The sequence below is a fragment of the Vibrio sinaloensis genome (assembly GCF_023195835.1).
Lineage (GTDB): Bacteria > Pseudomonadota > Gammaproteobacteria > Enterobacterales > Vibrionaceae > Vibrio > Vibrio sinaloensis_C.
In genome coordinates this window covers 2,578,016-2,595,025 of the sequence record NZ_CP096199.1, presented here as the reverse complement: position 1 = coordinate 2,595,025, position 17,010 = coordinate 2,578,016, and the positions used below count along the sequence as shown (strand labels likewise).

The 17,010-nt window shown below is 47.7% G+C and carries 16 protein-coding genes; 7 read left to right on the top strand and 9 right to left on the bottom strand.

What is annotated here, in order from left to right:
• Positions 1-288: 288 nt before the first annotated feature.
• The 3 genes from MTO69_RS11695 to ispB form a co-directional block, all read right to left on the bottom strand.
• Positions 289-1,371 (bottom strand): TRAP transporter substrate-binding protein, encoded by a 1,083-nt coding sequence (locus MTO69_RS11695; RefSeq protein ID WP_248329432.1) that lies wholly within the window; start codon positions 1,369-1,371, stop codon positions 289-291.
• Positions 1,372-1,638: 267 nt separating this feature from the next.
• Positions 1,639-3,390, bottom strand: coding sequence for a lysophospholipid acyltransferase family protein (locus MTO69_RS11690; RefSeq protein WP_248329430.1), 1,752 nt, complete (start codon positions 3,388-3,390; stop codon positions 1,639-1,641).
• A 390-nt stretch (positions 3,391-3,780) separates the two neighbouring features.
• On the bottom strand, positions 3,781-4,752 hold the full coding sequence (gene ispB / locus MTO69_RS11685; protein ID WP_248329428.1) for an octaprenyl diphosphate synthase: 972 nt from the start codon (positions 4,750-4,752) through the stop codon (positions 3,781-3,783).
• Positions 4,753-5,020: 268 nt separating this feature from the next.
• Between ispB and rplU the strand changes: the two genes are divergently transcribed.
• The 6 genes from rplU (at position 5,021) to folA (ending at position 8,959) form a co-directional block, all read left to right on the top strand.
• Complete coding sequence (gene rplU, locus MTO69_RS11680) at positions 5,021-5,332, top strand: 50S ribosomal protein L21 (protein WP_004409940.1); 312 nt, start codon at positions 5,021-5,023, stop codon at positions 5,330-5,332.
• A 20-nt stretch (positions 5,333-5,352) separates the two neighbouring features.
• On the top strand, positions 5,353-5,610 hold the full coding sequence (gene rpmA, locus MTO69_RS11675) for a 50S ribosomal protein L27 (RefSeq protein ID WP_004409945.1): 258 nt from the start codon (positions 5,353-5,355) through the stop codon (positions 5,608-5,610).
• Positions 5,611-5,906: 296 nt separating this feature from the next.
• Positions 5,907-7,079 carry an Obg family GTPase CgtA gene (gene cgtA, locus MTO69_RS11670; RefSeq protein ID WP_248329426.1) on the top strand — a complete coding sequence of 391 codons (1,173 nt, stop codon included), beginning with the start codon at positions 5,907-5,909 and terminating at the stop codon, positions 7,077-7,079.
• Between the two features lie 115 nt (positions 7,080-7,194).
• Entirely contained in the window at positions 7,195-7,962 is a 768-nt protein-coding gene (locus MTO69_RS11665; protein ID WP_248329424.1) for a threonine/serine exporter family protein, read from the top strand.
• Positions 7,959-8,432: a threonine/serine exporter family protein gene (locus MTO69_RS11660; protein ID WP_248329422.1), complete on the top strand. Its 474-nt coding sequence runs from the start codon at positions 7,959-7,961 to the stop codon at positions 8,430-8,432. Before MTO69_RS11665 ends, MTO69_RS11660 begins: the two co-directional genes overlap by 4 nt.
• Positions 8,433-8,449: 17 nt before the next feature.
• The gene (gene folA / locus MTO69_RS11655; protein ID WP_248329420.1) at positions 8,450-8,959 is read left to right on the top strand and encodes a type 3 dihydrofolate reductase; all 510 of its coding nucleotides are present in this window, start codon (positions 8,450-8,452) and stop codon (positions 8,957-8,959) included.
• A 177-nt stretch (positions 8,960-9,136) separates the two neighbouring features.
• Here folA and apaH read toward each other — a convergent pair whose 3' ends face one another.
• The 6 genes from apaH to lptD form a co-directional block, all read right to left on the bottom strand.
• Positions 9,137-9,952 carry a bis(5'-nucleosyl)-tetraphosphatase (symmetrical) ApaH gene (gene apaH / locus MTO69_RS11650; protein ID WP_248329418.1) on the bottom strand — a complete coding sequence of 272 codons (816 nt, stop codon included), beginning with the start codon at positions 9,950-9,952 and terminating at the stop codon, positions 9,137-9,139.
• A gap of 9 nt (positions 9,953-9,961) precedes the next feature.
• The gene (apaG, locus tag MTO69_RS11645) at positions 9,962-10,339 is read right to left on the bottom strand and encodes a Co2+/Mg2+ efflux protein ApaG (RefSeq protein WP_248329416.1); all 378 of its coding nucleotides are present in this window, start codon (positions 10,337-10,339) and stop codon (positions 9,962-9,964) included.
• 65 nt (positions 10,340-10,404) lie between these two features.
• On the bottom strand, positions 10,405-11,208 hold the full coding sequence (rsmA, locus tag MTO69_RS11640; protein ID WP_248329414.1) for a 16S rRNA (adenine(1518)-N(6)/adenine(1519)-N(6))-dimethyltransferase RsmA: 804 nt from the start codon (positions 11,206-11,208) through the stop codon (positions 10,405-10,407).
• 12 nt (positions 11,209-11,220) lie between these two features.
• Positions 11,221-12,213, bottom strand: a complete 993-nt coding sequence (gene pdxA, locus MTO69_RS11635; RefSeq protein ID WP_248334472.1) for a 4-hydroxythreonine-4-phosphate dehydrogenase PdxA — start codon at positions 12,211-12,213, stop codon at positions 11,221-11,223.
• Entirely contained in the window at positions 12,203-13,495 is a 1,293-nt protein-coding gene (gene surA, locus MTO69_RS11630) for a peptidylprolyl isomerase SurA (protein ID WP_248329412.1), read from the bottom strand. The genes pdxA and surA overlap by 11 nt, the downstream gene beginning before the upstream one ends.
• 53 nt (positions 13,496-13,548) lie before the next feature.
• Positions 13,549-15,900, bottom strand: coding sequence for an LPS assembly protein LptD (gene lptD, locus MTO69_RS11625; RefSeq protein WP_248329410.1), 2,352 nt, complete (start codon positions 15,898-15,900; stop codon positions 13,549-13,551).
• 147 nt (positions 15,901-16,047) lie between these two features.
• On the opposite strand from lptD, the gene djlA reads away from it, so the two are divergent.
• A complete protein-coding gene (gene djlA, locus MTO69_RS11620) occupies positions 16,048-16,899 on the top strand; it encodes a co-chaperone DjlA (RefSeq protein ID WP_248329408.1) in 852 nt (283 codons plus the stop codon).
• Positions 16,900-17,010 lie beyond the last annotated feature (111 nt).

Genomic DNA, 17,010 nt, shown 5'->3' with positions numbered 1-17,010 from the left:
TAGAAAAAAGTCAACTATTTTTTAATGCTTATAGTCACATTCTTATGGTTTTGATATTTAAATTTAATGTGATCTAGATCTTTTAATGACATTTATCTGTGGTTGGATAGTAACCTCTGCGTGATCTTTGTCACTTTTGTTTTTGGTGGGTTGGGTTTTTAAGTGTGACAAATCTCTACTTTCGCTGTTTGGTGAAAGTTAATGACAATTTTGCTGATAAATATTTAACGCGGTGTTATTTGGTGAGCGAATCATTGGCAGAGCCATAGCTCTGCCAATAGGGAGAGGTTATTGATTGGAGTCTAGATAGGCTTTAGATGAGATATCTGTCCATGCTCGCACCTTGGTCAAATACTGCTTTTGTGACTCGATGATCTCTTTGGCTAAAGGGTCTTGAGTGGCTTGTTCAGCCAAAAGTTCTTCGGTTGCCGCTCGCATCGCTTCCAGCACTTGCGGTGGGAAATCACGCACTTTGATGTCTGGGTACTCTGCACTCATGGTTGCCCAGCTATTGGCGTTGGCATCCACGGCTTGAGTATACATATCAAATGCCGCTACGCGAAAAGCGGTTTCCAAAATGGTCTGGAGATCTTTTGGCAGTGAGTCCCACTTTTTCTTGTTGACCAGGAATTGAGTTTCTGAACCCGGCTCATGCCACGCGGTGTAGTAGTATGGAGCGATTTTTTGAAAGCCCATACGTAGATCAAACGCTGGGCCGACCCACTCAAGGGCGTCGATGGTTCCTCGCTCGAGAGAAGTGTAGAGCTCGCCAGGCGCGATATTGGTTGGCGCCGCGCCGACTTTGGCCATCACCTCACCAGCAAAGCCTGGAATACGGATCTTCAGTCCTTGTAGGTCGTCGACAGAGTTGATCTCTTTTTTAAACCAACCACCCATTTGAATATCTGAGTTTCCGCCTGGGAACGACAGCAAGTTATGCGGAGCGTACACTTTCTCCATTAACTCCATACCACCGCCTCGATAGAACCAAGCGTATTGCTCGGTCGAAATCATGCCAAACGGCATGGAAGAGAAATAGAGTGTATTGGGAACTTTGCCTTTCCAATAGTATGAACTGGAATGACCTAAGTCGTATTGGCCGGATTTGACCATATCAAAAATGCCGAGAGGCGCTTTATGCTTGTTGGCGGAATCGATGCGAATCTGCAAGCGACCATTGGACATCTCCTCTGCCAACTGCGCCATATTTTTCGTGGCATCGCCGAGGATTGGGGTATTCGGCCCCCAGGTTTCTGCAAGTTTTAAGCGATATACTTTGTCTTCAGCGAAGCTTACCAAAGAAGTGAATGCCAGTGACAGGGTTAAAGTACCAGTGATGAGGGAACGTAGTTTTGTTTTTGAGGGCAGCATAGCGAGTTTACTTCCTTATTGTTGTCTTGCTAAATCCCACCTAGCATTTCTCCTGATTATTTTTTCGTCAATCTAATTTGTTGCTATCTAGCTAGCCCAATTTAGCGAGTCTATCTAACACTCAGTAAGCCAATGGCGATTTATCCTGTTATCTTGGCTGGAAAATTGGAGGATTGGACATACTCAAGCCACAATTAAGCACATAATTTTGATATAAAAAGTGCCGACTGGGTCACGTGGCTCAAGTTGTCGAGGATGAACAGCCCGTCAGCGATGGCGAGCTAAATATTGCTCAGCACTGTTTGCCCCCATATAGCGACTAAGCGTTTTGACCGGCACGTCCCTCAGATCAACCATGATCAAACCATCGAGCGCATCGTTGAAATCGGGATCAACATTAAAACAAGTGAGCTTGCCGTTGAGCGCCAGATATTGTCTCAGTAACACAGGCACGCCTTTGCCGTCGTCAATTCGTCCAATCACGCGCGACAACAGCTGTAGGTCGGCAAGCGCAGACAACATCGCTTGATTCCATCTCAACTCAGTTTTGGGCAGCGGATTTGATGGCGTCACGAATTCTGCTTTGTGGTTATCGTAATGATGTAGGGTCATAGTTTGTGCCAAAAGCTGGCGAGTTTGTTCGCTGTAGTCATTACTGATACTGACCGGACCGAATAGGTGGGTGTAGTCTGGATGATTTGCGACGTAACGCGCGATACCTTTCCACAGTAGCAGCAGTGGCGCCATGGATTTTTGATAGGCGCTATCGATAACTGAGCGACCCATTTCAATCGATTTTCCCATGCTGTCGATAAACGGTTGCTGGTAGTGAAATAGGGTGCGTGAGTAGAGTCCATCTAGCCCGTATTGCGCCACAATCTGATCAACCAGTCCTAAACGGTAGGCGCCGACTAATCGCTGTTTATCTCGATCCCAAACAAATAGTTGCAGGTAGTAGCGATCAAATCGATCAATATCCAATGCGTTGCCTGTTCCTTCTCCTACTTGGCGAAAGTTGAGTTCTCTGAGTCTTCCTATTTCGTGCATGATCGATGGAATATGATCAGCACTGGTGCAGTAGACGTCAAACTCGCCACTGGATAACAGATGGTGCTGCTTGGGGAGTTGGCGAAGATCATCGAGATGATCCTCTATTGGTAATGACGGAGCGACTGGGATCTCAGACTTACTCGCGGGCGATGTGACTGACTTGGTGGAAGGCGGCGTTTGTAGCAAATAGGTATTGAGGCGCAAGTAGTGGACGATCTGTGCGTCGGTCAGTGAATTGACCTCTTTATACTTGATCGGCTCACCAATCGATATCCCGATGGTGTGATTCGTTTTGTTGAGTAACTCTCTGCCGAGCATTAAGGTGCGAAGCAGAGGGTGCACTTTGCCAGCTAAGTAGAAACGTTTTGAGTTTTGACCATCGATAAACATTGGTACGGTTGTGGCGCGAGACTTACGAACTAGATGGCTGATGGAGCGGCTCCACTCCTTATCTTCTAGACGTGGGACAGTGCCTTTGACTAACTGCGAGACTTCGCCAGCGGGGAACAGCAATAGTAATCCGCCGTTGGCCAAGTGTTGATGGGCTTGACGCAGCGCCTTTAAGTTCGCCCGCGGCGCATCCGCACCTTCAAATACATCGACCCCGATAAACAGCTCATCGAGTTCTGGTACGGTTTTTAAATATTGATTGGCGAGGATCTGGACGTCACTTCTCAACATAAGTAATAGCTCAGCCAGAATCACCCCTTCTACGCATCCGAGCGGGTGGTTGGCGACGACTACGGTGGCGCCTTGTTTGGGTACCGCGTCTGCGTGTCCTTTAACCACTCGATAATCAATGCCAAGCACTTCTAGGGTATAGCGAAGAAAACAGCGGGTATCGCAGTTGACCGGACGCTGCGCATAGAACTTGTCGAGTTGGCTTAGTCCTGTCGCCCATTCAGTCAGGCTTTCAGCCACACGAAGTGGGGTTTTAGTGGGTAAACGGAACGGGCTAGATATTGACATATTATCCTCTGCAAATAGCGAATCTGTGCCGAGAATAAAAAAGTGAGATGACAGGCAAGCTGCAAATTGATGAGCGGTCGATGACGCCGGGATGACATTTCAGTGACAGCCACTACAAAAGCGAGGAATAGAGGGAGTCAGCTTGAAATAATGACAAATTGATAAGATTAAAGAATATATTGCTCACAAAACATACTAATTTCGCATCTCAATCGAAGTATTGTTGTTAATGTTTTAAAGCGGGCACAGTGTTTAGAGGGAGAGCGTTAGACTTAAACCTAAACACGGTCAATTGCCTTCGTTTTGCTGTGCTGGATGGCCTCGATAGAGGCAAACGGGAACCCTAGGGTTCCCGTTGTTGTCTCTGTGCTTTGCTGTGTGGCGGCGTGATTAGCTGCTGCGGTGGACTGACATATGAGCTAAGGTCACCAGTGCGTGTTTGTATGGAGACTCAGGCAAAATATCGAGTTCAGCAATCGCTTTGTCGGCTTCTTGATAGGCTTTTTGGCGGGTGTAGTCGAGAGAGCCTGTTTGTTCCATTGCCGTCATTATGTCATGCAGGCGTTCCATCCCGTTGGCTTTCTCTATCGCTTCGCGAATCATCTCAGCTTGCTCAGAGGTACCATGACGCATCGCATAAAGCAGCGGCAGTGTCGGTTTCCCTTCGGCGAGATCGTCGCCGACGTTTTTGCCCATCTCTTTACCGTCTGAGGTGTAGTCCATCACATCGTCGATCAGTTGGAAGGCGGTGCCGAGGTATTTACCGTAGTTTTGCAGAGCCAGTTCGACCTCTTCAGGAGCGTCACTCAAAATGGCGCCAATTTGCGTGGCCGCTTCAAACAAGCGAGCCGTTTTCGAGTAGATGACCTGCATGTAACTCTCCTCAGTGGTATTAGGGTCGTTACAGTTCATCAACTGTTGTACTTCGCCTTCAGAGATAACGTTGACCGCATCACTCATTAACTTGAGGATCCTCAACGATCCTAGCTCGGTCATCATCTGAAAAGAGCGAGTGTAGATATAATCTCCTACTAATACACTGGCCGCGTTACCAAACGCTGCGTTAGCGGTGGCTTTTCCACGACGCATGTCTGATTCATCCACGACATCATCGTGCAACAAGGTAGCAGTGTGAATAAATTCGATAAAGGCTGCAGCCGTGGTGTGGGCTTCTCCCTGATAACCGAGTGCTCGGGCAGAAATGACAGCCAGAAGAGGGCGTATACGCTTACCTCCACCACTGACAATGTAAAAACCAAGTTGGTTAATTAAAGAGACATCAGAGTTGAGCTGAGCATGAATTGTTTCGTTCACTTTTGCCATGTCATCGGCGGTGAGAGCTTGGATAGCTTTAAAATCCATTGTAAATCCGGCTGAGGTTAGAACTTGTAAGGTATTCTTATCTACTTTAATTGCTGAATAATACACTAAAAAACGTTGATAAATACATGGTTAAAGGGCATCATCTCGGCACTTTTCATTGGCGATTAGCTTTTCGCCAATTTTTTCAAAATATGGCTTGTCATAGGTGCGACCTTTCTGTAGAATCTGCGCCCTATTGATGATTAGTTTAGCGCACACCCTCAGTGCTCAAAAAGCATACGGCTGTGCGGAAAAAGCGGAGTAAGATATGTACGCTGTTTTCCAATCTGGTGGTAAACAACACCGTGTAAGCGAAGGTCAAACTCTTCGTTTAGAGAAATTAGACGTTGAAACTGGTGCAACTGTAGAATTTGAGAAAGTTCTTCTTGTTGCTAACGGTGAAGACATTAAAGTTGGTGCTCCTCTTGTAGAGGGCGGCAAAGTAGTTGCAGAAGTTGTACAACACGGTCGTGGCGATAAAGTAAAAATCGTTAAGTTCCGTCGTCGTAAGCATTCTCGCAAACAAGCTGGTCACCGTCAGTGGTTCACGGAAGTGAAAATCACTGGTATCAACGCTTAATCGATTAGGAGAGTTTAACAATGGCACACAAAAAAGCTGGTGGTTCTACTCGTAACGGCCGCGATTCAGAAAGCAAACGTCTAGGTGTTAAGCGTTTCGGTGGTGAATCTGTACTTGCAGGTAACATCATTGTTCGTCAACGTGGTACTAAGTTCCACGCTGGTACTAACGTTGGTATCGGTAAAGACCACACTCTATTCGCTCTTACCGAAGGTAAAGTGAAGTTCGAAGTGAAAGGTCCTAAAAACCGTAAATTCGTTAGCATCGAAGCTGAGTAATTTGAGCACCTCGCTTAGTTACTGATTAGCTTTCAAGCTGAATTCAAAAGCCCTGCCGATTCGGCGGGGTTTTTTATTTCTCTTCAGCGGGTTAGCAGCAACAAAGAGTAGATACTAAGGCACTTTGCAAAAAGTCCCTCATTATATATTCCTAAGTAGCAGAACGATCTGAGATTGCGGGTGATCGATCTAAAATTGGAATCTGCTAGAATTTGTATCATTCACGCCACGCTTTGTCGGGCTTGAGATGATATTTGCAACGCAGCTGCATGAGTAGCAATAGGGCGGAGTAAGAGATGAAATTCGTTGATGAAGCGGTAGTTAAAGTTCAAGCCGGTGATGGCGGTAACGGTGTAGTGAGTTTCTGGCGAGAGAAATTCGTTGCGAAAGGTGGCCCGGATGGGGGTGACGGTGGTGACGGTGGTGATGTTTACATCCTAGCCGACGAAAACCTCAACACACTGATTGATTATCGCTTCCAACGCTTCTATGAAGCGGAACGTGGTGAAAATGGTCGTGGCGGTAACTGTACCGGCAAACGCGGTAAAGACAAGGTTTTACGTGTACCCGTGGGTACTCGAGCGGTGGATATTCATACCAATGAGATCGTTGCTGAAGTGGCTGAACACGGCAAGAAAGTTATGGTCGCAAAAGGCGGCTGGCATGGTCTGGGTAACACGCGCTTTAAGTCTTCGGTAAACCGCGCACCGCGTCAAAAAACATTAGGTACCAAAGGTGAAGTGCGTGAGATTCGCCTAGAGCTACTGTTATTGGCTGATGTGGGTATGTTGGGTCTGCCGAACGCAGGTAAGTCGACGTTCATCCGCGCAGTCTCGGCCGCTAAGCCGAAAGTGGCTGACTATCCATTTACCACTTTGATCCCGAGCTTGGGTGTGGTGAGTGTGGTCCCAGAAAAGAGCTTTGTGGTGGCCGACATTCCTGGACTGATTGAAGGGGCGGCAGATGGCGCAGGACTAGGTATTCGCTTCTTGAAGCACCTAGAACGTTGCCGTGTGCTACTGCATATGATCGATATTATGCCGATCGATCAATCGGATCCGATTGAAAATGCGTTAACCATCATTGATGAACTTGAGCAGTACAGTGAGAAGTTGGCTGACAAACCGCGCTGGTTGATTTTCAACAAAGTTGATCTGATGCCAGAAGAGGAAGCAGACGAGATCATCCAAGGCATTTTGGATGCTCTGGGTTGGGAAGGCGAATACTTCAAGATCTCCGCGGTCAACAAGCAAGGCACCAAAGAGCTTTGTTACAAGCTGGCTGAGTTTATGGAAAATCTTCCTCGTGAAACAGAAGAAGTGAGCGAAGAAGATAAAGTCGACTTTATGTGGGACGACTACCATAAAGATGCTATCGCTGGTAAAGATGTGATCACAGAAGACGATGACGATTGGGATGACTGGGACGACGAAGAAGACGACGGTCACGTTGTTTACGTACGCGAGTGATCCTGAATAATATTCATAGCCGCAATATCAATTGCGGCTTTTTTGTGTCTAAATCAAATCATTGAGCTGAAATTCGCAGCACAATAGTCGGATTCTAAAGGAGTAGGATTTAAGTATGGCCTCCAAACAGCGAGCCGTGTCTCGTTTGATTGCTCAAGCTGGGCAAATGCTTTTGGCCCATGGCGCCGAAAGCACATTAGTGGGTGATTTAATGCGCCGTTTCGGTATGGCGGCAGGGATGGATGAAGTGGAAGTCTCGCTCTCTTCCAGCTCCCTTGTGGTCACCACGGTATATCAAGAGCACTGCATCACCACCGCTCGCCGCTGCCCTGATCGGGGGATCAATATGCGTGCGATTACCCAGGTTCAGCGTATCTGCATCATGCTAGAGCGCGGGATTATCGACCATACCTTAGCGCAGCGTAAGCTCGATAAAATAAGCCCAGAGCGTTACAACCGATGGTTAGTGGTGGTAATGATCGGGCTCTCTTGCGCTGCATTTAGTCGCTTGGCCGGAGGAGATTGGACGGTCTTCGCTATGACTTTTATCGCCTCTGCCGTGGGGATGGTGGTACGCCAAGAAATCGGCCATCGTCACTTCAATCCGCTAATGAACTTTGCTGCGACGGCCTTTGTTACCACATTTATTTCGGCTCAAGCGGTGATCTATGAAATGGGCAACTCTCCCTCTTTAGTCATGGCCTCATCGGTGTTGATGTTGGTGCCGGGTTTTCCCCTGATTAACTCTGTTGCAGATATGCTCAAAGGCTATATCAATATGGGGATTGCGCGCTTCGTGATGGCGAGTCTGCTGACCTTAGCGACGAGCTTAGGCATTGTTGCGGCAATGAGCCTAGTCGGTGTTTGGGGATGGGTCGCATGATGGATTGGTCACTGTTTTTTGGTCTACTCAATGACATGTTTTTCGCCGCCATCCCTGCGGTTGGTTTTGCGTTGGTATTCAATGTGCCACAAAAAGCTCTGATTTATTGCGCTTTAGGTGGTGCGATTGGCCATGGCTCGCGCTATCTGATGATGCACTTTGGTGTACCGATTGAGTGGGCGACCTTCTTTGCGGCTATGATAGTGAGTATGGTGGGGATTCATTGGTCAGCGCGCTTCTTGGCGCATCCCAAAGTCTTTACCGTTGCTGCATTGATCCCTATGGTGCCCGGCGTGTTTGCTTTTAAAGCGATGATCGCGCTGGTTGAGCTTAACCATAGAGGCTACTCTCCTGAACTGGTCGCCATGCTGATGGAGAACTTTTTGAAAGCGATGTTTATTATTGCTGGACTTGCGGTTGGCTTAGCCATGCCAGGATTGTTATTCTATCGCCGAAAACCAATAGTTTAGGGTGTTAGGAGTAGAAAATGATCATCAGCATGATCGCGGCGATGGCACAAGATCGCGTAATTGGTAAAGACAACCAGATGCCTTGGCACTTGCCTGCGGACTTTGCCTGGTTTAAGCGCTGTACACTCGGCAAGCCAGTTGTGATGGGGCGTAAAACGTATCAATCGATTGGTCGTCCTTTACCAGGCCGGCACAACATTGTTATCAGTCGAGATAGCGAGCTAGAGATTGACGGGGTTACCACAGTCACCTCTATCGATGAAGCATTGCAGGCCGCTGGTGAAGTTGAGGAAGTGATGATTATTGGCGGTGGCACGATTTACCAAGCTTGCTTAGCGCAAGCGAATAAGTTGTATGTTACCTACATCGATGCCAACGTCGACGGCGATACTCAGTTCCCAGCCTGGAGTGATGAGTTCTGTGAGACGTACTCAGAAAGCTATGCTGCGGATGAAAACAACGCTTATGATATGCGTTTTGTGGTTTTAGAAAAAACGGGCAGCGCCCAGAAGATTACAGCGGTCTGATTTGAAAACAAAAGGTTTGACGCATGGCGTCAAACCTTCAACAATGACTCGCTACTCGCTACTCGCTACTCGCTACTCGCTACTCGCTACTCGCTACTCGCTACTCGCTACTCGCTACTCGCTACTCGCTACTCGCTACTCGCTACTCGCTACTCGCTACTCGCTACTCGCTACTCGCTACTCGCTACTCGCTAACGCTTGTTGGGTAAAGAACTGCTTATCCTCCCATCTGAGCATGGTTAAGCTTCCTCCCCAAACACATCCGGTATCAAGACCGATGACTTTCTTGCCTCGATAACCTTCAAGCGCCGCCCAATGGCCGAAAATTACCGTCTTTTTCAGTTTCTCTCTCTGTTTGACTTCAAACCAAGGAACCAGCTCTTCACTGTTGGTTTGACTAGGCGGAAGCTTACACGCCATATCAAGACGACCGTCTGGATAACAGAAGCGCATTCGAGTAAAGGCATTGATAATGTAGCGATAGCGCTCAATCCCTTGCAACGAATCACACCAGCGGTCTGGTTGATTAGCATACATGTTTTCGATCAGCCAGCGCCACTCTTTACTGTGTAAGATAGCCTCCACTTCGCGCGCGGCATGACGGGCTTGCTTTAAGGTCCATTGTGGCGAAATACCGGCATGGCACATTACAAACTCTTGATGTTCGGCAAGTAGAGGTTGTTTTCTCAGCCATTTGAGCAGTGCCTTGCTATCTTCAGCTTGCAAAATGGGGGCGGTTCTGTCTTTGTCTTTGGCCTTAAACAAACCCATTGAAACCGCTAATAGGTGGAGATCATGATTGCCCAGTACTATCTGTACATTATCGCCTAACGATTTGAGGTAGCGCAGTACTTCTAGCGATTTCGGCCCTCTAGCGACTAGATCCCCTGCGACCCACAAAATGTCGGCACCTGGCTGGAAGTTGACTTTATCGAGTAGTAACAGCAGTTCGTCAAGGCAACCTTGCAGGTCGCCAACAATGTATGTGGCCACAGAGCGTACCTAGTTGAGAATGTTGGGAATGGCGAGACGGAACGGATCGATTTCAGCGATGAACTCTTTGCCTTCGCTATCGTGCATAATGTATTGACCTTGCATGACACCGACTGGCGTTTCAATCACAGTGCCGCTGTTGTAGGTGTATTCGTCATTGGCATCAATAACAGGCTGCTCACCGACGACGCCTTCTCCCTCTACGGTCATTTGCTTGCCATTTGCATCGGTGATTAACCAGCGGCGGCTGATCAATTGAACCTTCTGCTGACTGAGGTTTTTAATGGTGATGATGTAGGCAAACACATAGCGTTTGGCGTTTGGGTGGGATTGCTCGGCAATGTACTTGCTATGCACTTGGACTTTTATACAAGGGGCAGCTTCCATGTAAACTCCTAAAAAGTCAAAAAGGAGATAAGCCAACGGCCTACCTCCTTTGATTCTATCTTAACTTATTGGTTGGCATCGAGCCAGTTCGCCATGTCGACAAACTGCTGCAGAGTCAGGTTCTCTGGACGCATACTTGGGTTCACACCCAACTGCTCGAGTACCTCTGCAGACAACAGCGACTTGTAACAGTTACGCACTGTTTTACGGCGCTGGTTAAAGCCTTCACGGCAGACGCGGTCGAGCCACTTTAAGTTAGTCACTGGATGAGGGATCTCTTCGTAAGGGACTAGGCGGACCACGGCGGAATCAACTTTTGGTGGTGGAACAAATGCGGTCGGTGGTACTTCCAATACCGGCACTACTTTGCAGAAGTACTGCGCCATCACAGTTAAGCGGCCATAGGCTTTGGTTCCTGGCCCAGCGGCAAGGCGATTCACTACCTCTTTTTGCAACATAAAGTGCATATCTTGGATGTCTTTATGGAACTCAAACAGGTGAAACATCAAAGGAGTCGAGATGTTATAAGGCAAGTTACCGAAAATACGCAGCTTATTGTTTGGTTTGACTAACTGAGTGAAGTCGAAGCGCATGGCATCGCCTTCATGGATGGTCAGCTTATCACCAAGTTCTGGGTGATTACGCAAGCGCTCAGCGAGATCTCGGTCGAGTTCGATAACGGTGAATTTATCCACCTCTTTACCGACAGGCTCAGTGATTGCGCCCAAACCAGGGCCGATTTCAACCAGGTTTTGCCCGGGTTTAGGGTTGATTGCAGAGACAATTCCATCAATGATATAAGGATCATTTAGGAAGTTTTGACCAAAGCGCTTTCTCGCTTTGTGCCCTAAGTGGACATCGTTTCTCATAATTCTCTCAAGTTAATTGGTTTTCTTATCGACCAGCTCAATGGCATGAGCTAGGGCCGTTCTGAAGCTCCCTGTGTCCGCACTGCCAGTCCCTGCAAGATCTAGTGCGGTGCCGTGATCAACGGAGGTCCGAATAAAAGGCAGTCCTAAAGTAATGTTTACTGAGCGGCCAAACCCTTTGTATTTCAATACTGGAAGTACTTGATCATGGTACATCCCAAGCACCGCATCCGCCTCTTGAAGATACTTTTGATTAAAAATAGTATCGGCTGGCAGCGGTCCTATCAAATTGTAGCCCTTTTGTTGGCGTATGTTGTCCAACGTGGGGGTGATGGTTTGGATTTCTTCTTTGCCCAAGCAACCGTCTTCACCCGCATGGGGGTTGAGCCCACAAACATAAATAGTCGGGGCTGGAATCGCAAACTTCTCGACCAAATCATGGTGGAGAATATCGATAATTTTTTCGAGTCTTTCTGCCGTCACCGCTTTTGACACGTAAGCGAGCGGGATATGTGTGGTGACCAAGGCAACGCGTAACCCTTCTGTCGCCAGCATCATCACTACCAGTGGGGTATTGGATTTTTCGGCGAAGAACTCGGTATGACCACTAAACGCAACCCCAGCACGATTGATCACCCCTTTGTGTACAGGGCCGGTGACAATAGCATCAAATTCACCATTCATACAGCCCAATGCGGCTCTTTCTAGGGTATTTAATACATAGTGGCCGTTGCCTTCATCAAGCTGGCCTGCAACCACTGGATTGGCAACCGGAATATGCTCGACCACCAAACTGCCCGCTTTTTGCGGAGTGATGGGAGCATCCGATTGATAATCAATCAGTTCTACCTCAATGCCCAGCGTCTTGGCGCGTTCAGCGAGCATATTTTTATCGGCACTGACAACGATTTGGTGTGTCCAGCTCTCTGTTGATAATGCGAGGACTAAGTCTGGGCCAATACCTGCAGGCTCACCTGCGGTGACGATAATGCGTTTAACTGTCATCTTGGTCATTCACCACTTCAACAAATGCACTCGCGCGCATTTCTTGTAACCAAGCGCTCGCCTCTTCGTTGAACTTGCGATTGAATAGAATACGATAAGCTCGGTTTTTCATTGCTGAGTCGGTACGGTCTACTTCACGGCGGTCGATGACTTCAACAATGTGCCAACCATGGACAGTTTTGAATGGTTCACTGATTTTCCCCACCGGAAGGGTATCCACTTGATGTTTGAACTCAGGCACATATATATCAGAGGTTTGATAGCCGAGCTCACCATCTTGCGCAGCAGAACCAGGGTCTTGGCTGTACTGCTGAGCCATTTCCGCAAAGGTGGCTTCACCAGCCTGAATTCGCTGAATAATGTCGTTAAGGTCGTTCTGAACACCTTCATCACTTAAGATTACAGTGGGTTTGATCAGAATATGGCGTGCGTTAACCTCGGTAACCGCGACTGTCTCTAGCCCTTTTACATCATCAATTTTTAGGATATGGAAACCCACGCCACTGCGAAATGGGCCAATGACGCTGCCTTTGTTCTGCAGTTTAATTTGATCGGCAAAGATGGTTGGCATCTCTTCTTTGCGCATCCAGCCCCAATCACCACCTTGCAGGGCTTTCGGGCCTTTTGAGTAGGTGTACGCCATGGTGCTAAAGTCGGCGCCTTGATTGAGTTGGTCGACGAGCTGTTTGGCTTGCGCTTCGATGGCATTTTTATCGGCGCCGTCGTTGATGCGCAGCTGAATATGGCTGATTTTATACTGCACTGTTGCGTTGGTTTCTTGAGCCAGCAGCTCGGCGAGATTATCGACTTCAGCCGGCAAAATATTGATGCGTTGGCGGACTAACGCATTGCGCGCTTCACTCGCGGCGATTTCTTTACGAATTTGCTCACGAAACTCCGCGTAGCTAAGGCCCTCTTGTTCCAATGTGGCTCTAAGTTGCTCGACGGTTTGTTGGTTATTGTTGGCAATATCAGCGATCGCTTGGTTGAGGCGGTTATCGTCAATACGCACACCAATGCGCTCAGCTTCCTGCTGCTGAATAGTGTCGACGATCAACTTCTCCATGACCTGTTCACGCAGAATCTCTTCTTGTGGCAGGTCTTGGCCACTCTTTTTAGCGTTGGCCTTTAATGATTTGATCGACGCTTCGATATCACTTTGCAGTACCACGCTGCTATTGACAATAACGGCAACTTTATCCAACGCCACTGGCTCAGCAGAGGCGGTGAGCACTGTGCAACTGGTTAAGAGTGCCAGCAAAGTCTGTTTGTAAAATCTCATTGAGGATCCTATAAGTTCAAATAGCTTGATGAGTTAGACATCAGGCTGGCTGATTAGTTGTTCAAGAAAAATGGGCGACCATAGCCCAAAGAGTTACCCGCATCCTCTAGTCCTGCAAGACCAGACCCGGCACCGATTGAAGTACCAAATCCAATAATACCGAAGTTCAGGCTGAAGTTGTTCTCGTACAGAGGTGTCGCGGTATTGGTATTGATGTAGTCACCTTGCCAGCCCTTCAGGCGTTTACTGTAAGTAAAGCCGATGTACCAGCAGTCTGAAGTATAATTAAGTTTCGCCAGCCACTCTAACGCTTCATCTGTGGTCATGTCGTAGAAATACTGACCGCTTGCATTCCAGTTTTGTGAAAGTTGATAGCCAGCTAAGAGGCCTGCTTGGGAGATACCATCACGAGTAATACTGTTGATATTAAAGTCAACGGTGTTATCGATATATTCCTTGGTCACGTAACGGTAGTTGCCTTGGATATAACCGTCGGCAAAACGATACTCTAAAGTGCTATTGCCCAGTTGCACTTCACTGGTGTCAACATCATATTGAATGCCGCCGTGATAGAACAGATAGTCGTCGTAGTTGAAATCCATCTCTACCGCCCACGCTGAGTAGTTAGATGGCGAATCGGTAGTCGAGTCTAGGCGCTCGTTGGCATCGAGATAAATAATCTGACCGAAAGAGATATTGAGACGCTCTTTAAAACCGTCATCAAAAAATCGGGTCGATGCGCCATAACTAAATTGGTTGGCGGCAGCGATTTCATCGACACCACTGAACTTACGACTTCTAAATAGGCCGTAGTAGTCGGTCTGCAACACAGTAGTATCGTATTTACCAATATTGCCCTGATTGACTTTGGGTACGTAAAGGTATTGAACTTGAGGCTCGAGTGTTTGTGAATAGTTGCTCAGTACGATGGAGTCACGTTCTAATACTATCCCGGCATTGGAGCGAAACTCTGGTAGCAATCGAGTCACTGTCTCTTCTAAACCGTAATACGGGTTGATTTCTTTGTCTCCAGAGGTGGTATCCACACCCTCTAAGTCTTGCTGATAGTAGGTTCCCAGTAAACGGGCTTCTGTTACCCACGAACCCCAGGTCGTCCCTAGTGGTACACTAAACCCTGGCTCTATATGAATACGCGTCGCTGATGGTTGGCCTTTGGCATCGGTATCAAAACGAGCAATGTGACTGACCATATTAAAGTCCAGGTAACGCAGCAGCTCTGGAGCGTAATAGTTAAAATCAAGCTGCGGCATAAGACGATAAGGTTGGTTGCCAGCTGTGGTAAGAATTTGAAAATCTCGAGTCAGTAGCGAAGCGTCCCAGTTTGCTGAGCGATAGGTGACTCGACCTTCTTGAATAAGTTGACCGTCTTCTTGTTTACCAATCTTAGAGTCGATATCCGAAAAATAGCTGATATCGCTGACTTGTGAGTAGTCGGCTTCGATTTTCCAGTTTTGATCGTAAATGCCCGAATGCAACCACTGAACACCCCACCTTGCTCCCTTGTCGGGATGTTTTTTGTCGCTGTGCAAGTACTCCGATTTGATGCTACTTTGGCCAAAGTCAGATAGGTAGCGAAATTCGCTGTTGAGCTGAGTGCCTCGCTCTTGCATGTACTTGAGCGTTGTTTCTAAATCGTAGTTGGGGGCTAAGTTCCAGTAGACCGGCACTTCCATCACAAAGCCGTTCTTAGAACCGTATGAGACCGTCGGGTAGAGAAAGCCGGTCTTACGGGTATCGCCAATCGGCACGGTCAAAAATGGTAGATAGAAAACGGGCACATTTGCCACTTCAAAGCGTGGGTTGTAGAACGTGGCTTCTTCTTCATTTTGGTCAATATCGATGCTGGATGCACGCATACGCCAAGACTTGTCGCCTTCAGGACAAGAAGTGATGGTGCCATCTTCGATTTCATATACCGCTTTGCCGGTTTTAGCCACGTAAACGGCCTCACCACGACCTGGCTCACACAAAAACTGGTATTGAGTGTTCTCTAACTCAACCAATTCGGTATTAAGGTTATTGGTGGCTTTGTCTGAAATGGTTTTGACTTCACCATCACTAAAGGTCACATTGCCTTCAGCGACGACAATGTTGTCTTGTTGATGCAGGGTAACGTTGTCAGCCTGCATGCGTTTTTTGCCTTGCACGACGATGACGTTACCACGATAGGTGGCTTTGTCTCCGTTGATCGCTTCCAAACTGTCTGCTTCAACGTTGACTGGAAGTTGGTTTGGGTTTTCCTGCTCTGGTTGGTTGATCAAACATTGATCTATAGCGGGCAGTTCCTGCACACTATCGTCTACTATAGTTTCAGCTTGTGTCTGAGGCACTAAAAACGCAGCGCTGATCGAAGCGGCTAACAAGGTGCGAGGGAAACGTGACATCGAGTTTTACTATCCTGTTGAACTTGATATATCCGGTGCATAGCTGACCGAATGAAAATAAAACGGTCCTTATCATAAAGTAATTTGTAGCTTACAGCACTATCAGACCGCGTTACGACATAAAAATTCATAGATTGAGAGCACATAATGCACATTTTCGGCAAAATACTGGGTACTTTTTTTGGCTTCCTATTTGGTGGACCATTTGGTGCTCTGTTTGGTCTTTTTATTGGTCATCAATTTGATAAGGCGCGTCGTCTTCGTCAGGCAGGCTTTAATAGCGGTTTTGGCAATGGACCAAGTCAGGCAGAGCGTCAGGAAGAGTTTTTTAAGGCGGCATTTTCGGTAATGGGTCACGTGGCTAAGGCTAAAGGCCAGGTGACACGAGAAGAGATTCAGCTTGCCACCATGATGATGGACCGGATGAGTTTGCACGGTGAGCAGCGTCGCGCCGCGCAAAATGCGTTTCGTGAGGGCAAAGAGGCAGACTTTCCTTTAGATACCGTACTTGAGCGAGTGCGCATCTCCTCTGGTGGTCGCTACGACTTGATCCAGTTTTTCCTTGAACTGCAGATTTCAGCCGCTTTTGCTGACGGCGAAATCCATCCAAGTGAACGTAATGTCCTGCATAAAATCGCGCGCGGACTTGGTTTCTCATCCGATCAACTTGAACAACGCTTGCGAATGCAAGAAGCGGCGTTTCGCTTCCAGCAAGGGGGCTTTGCTGGCTCAGGCCAAGGCCACTCGCATCAGTCCCAAAGTGGTTGGCAGCCCTCTCATAGCGCCGATCAACTTAGTGATGCGTACAAGCTGCTCGGTATTGACAGCAGTTCAGATGCGAAAACGGTCAAGCGTGCCTATCGCAAATTGATGAATGAGCACCACCCTGACAAACTGATGGCTAAGGGTCTTCCACCGGAAATGATGAATGTGGCGAAAGAAAAAGCCCAAGAGATCCAGAATGCCTACGATTTGATTAAGAAGAGCAAGGGGTTCTAACTCGTCGAAGGACGAGGGCGCTCGAGAATTGCTGTCGATCAACGAAATGCTTAATTGATAAAATTGTTATTGGCGAAATGCGCTGCCTCACGACTACACTTAGTGCAAGGG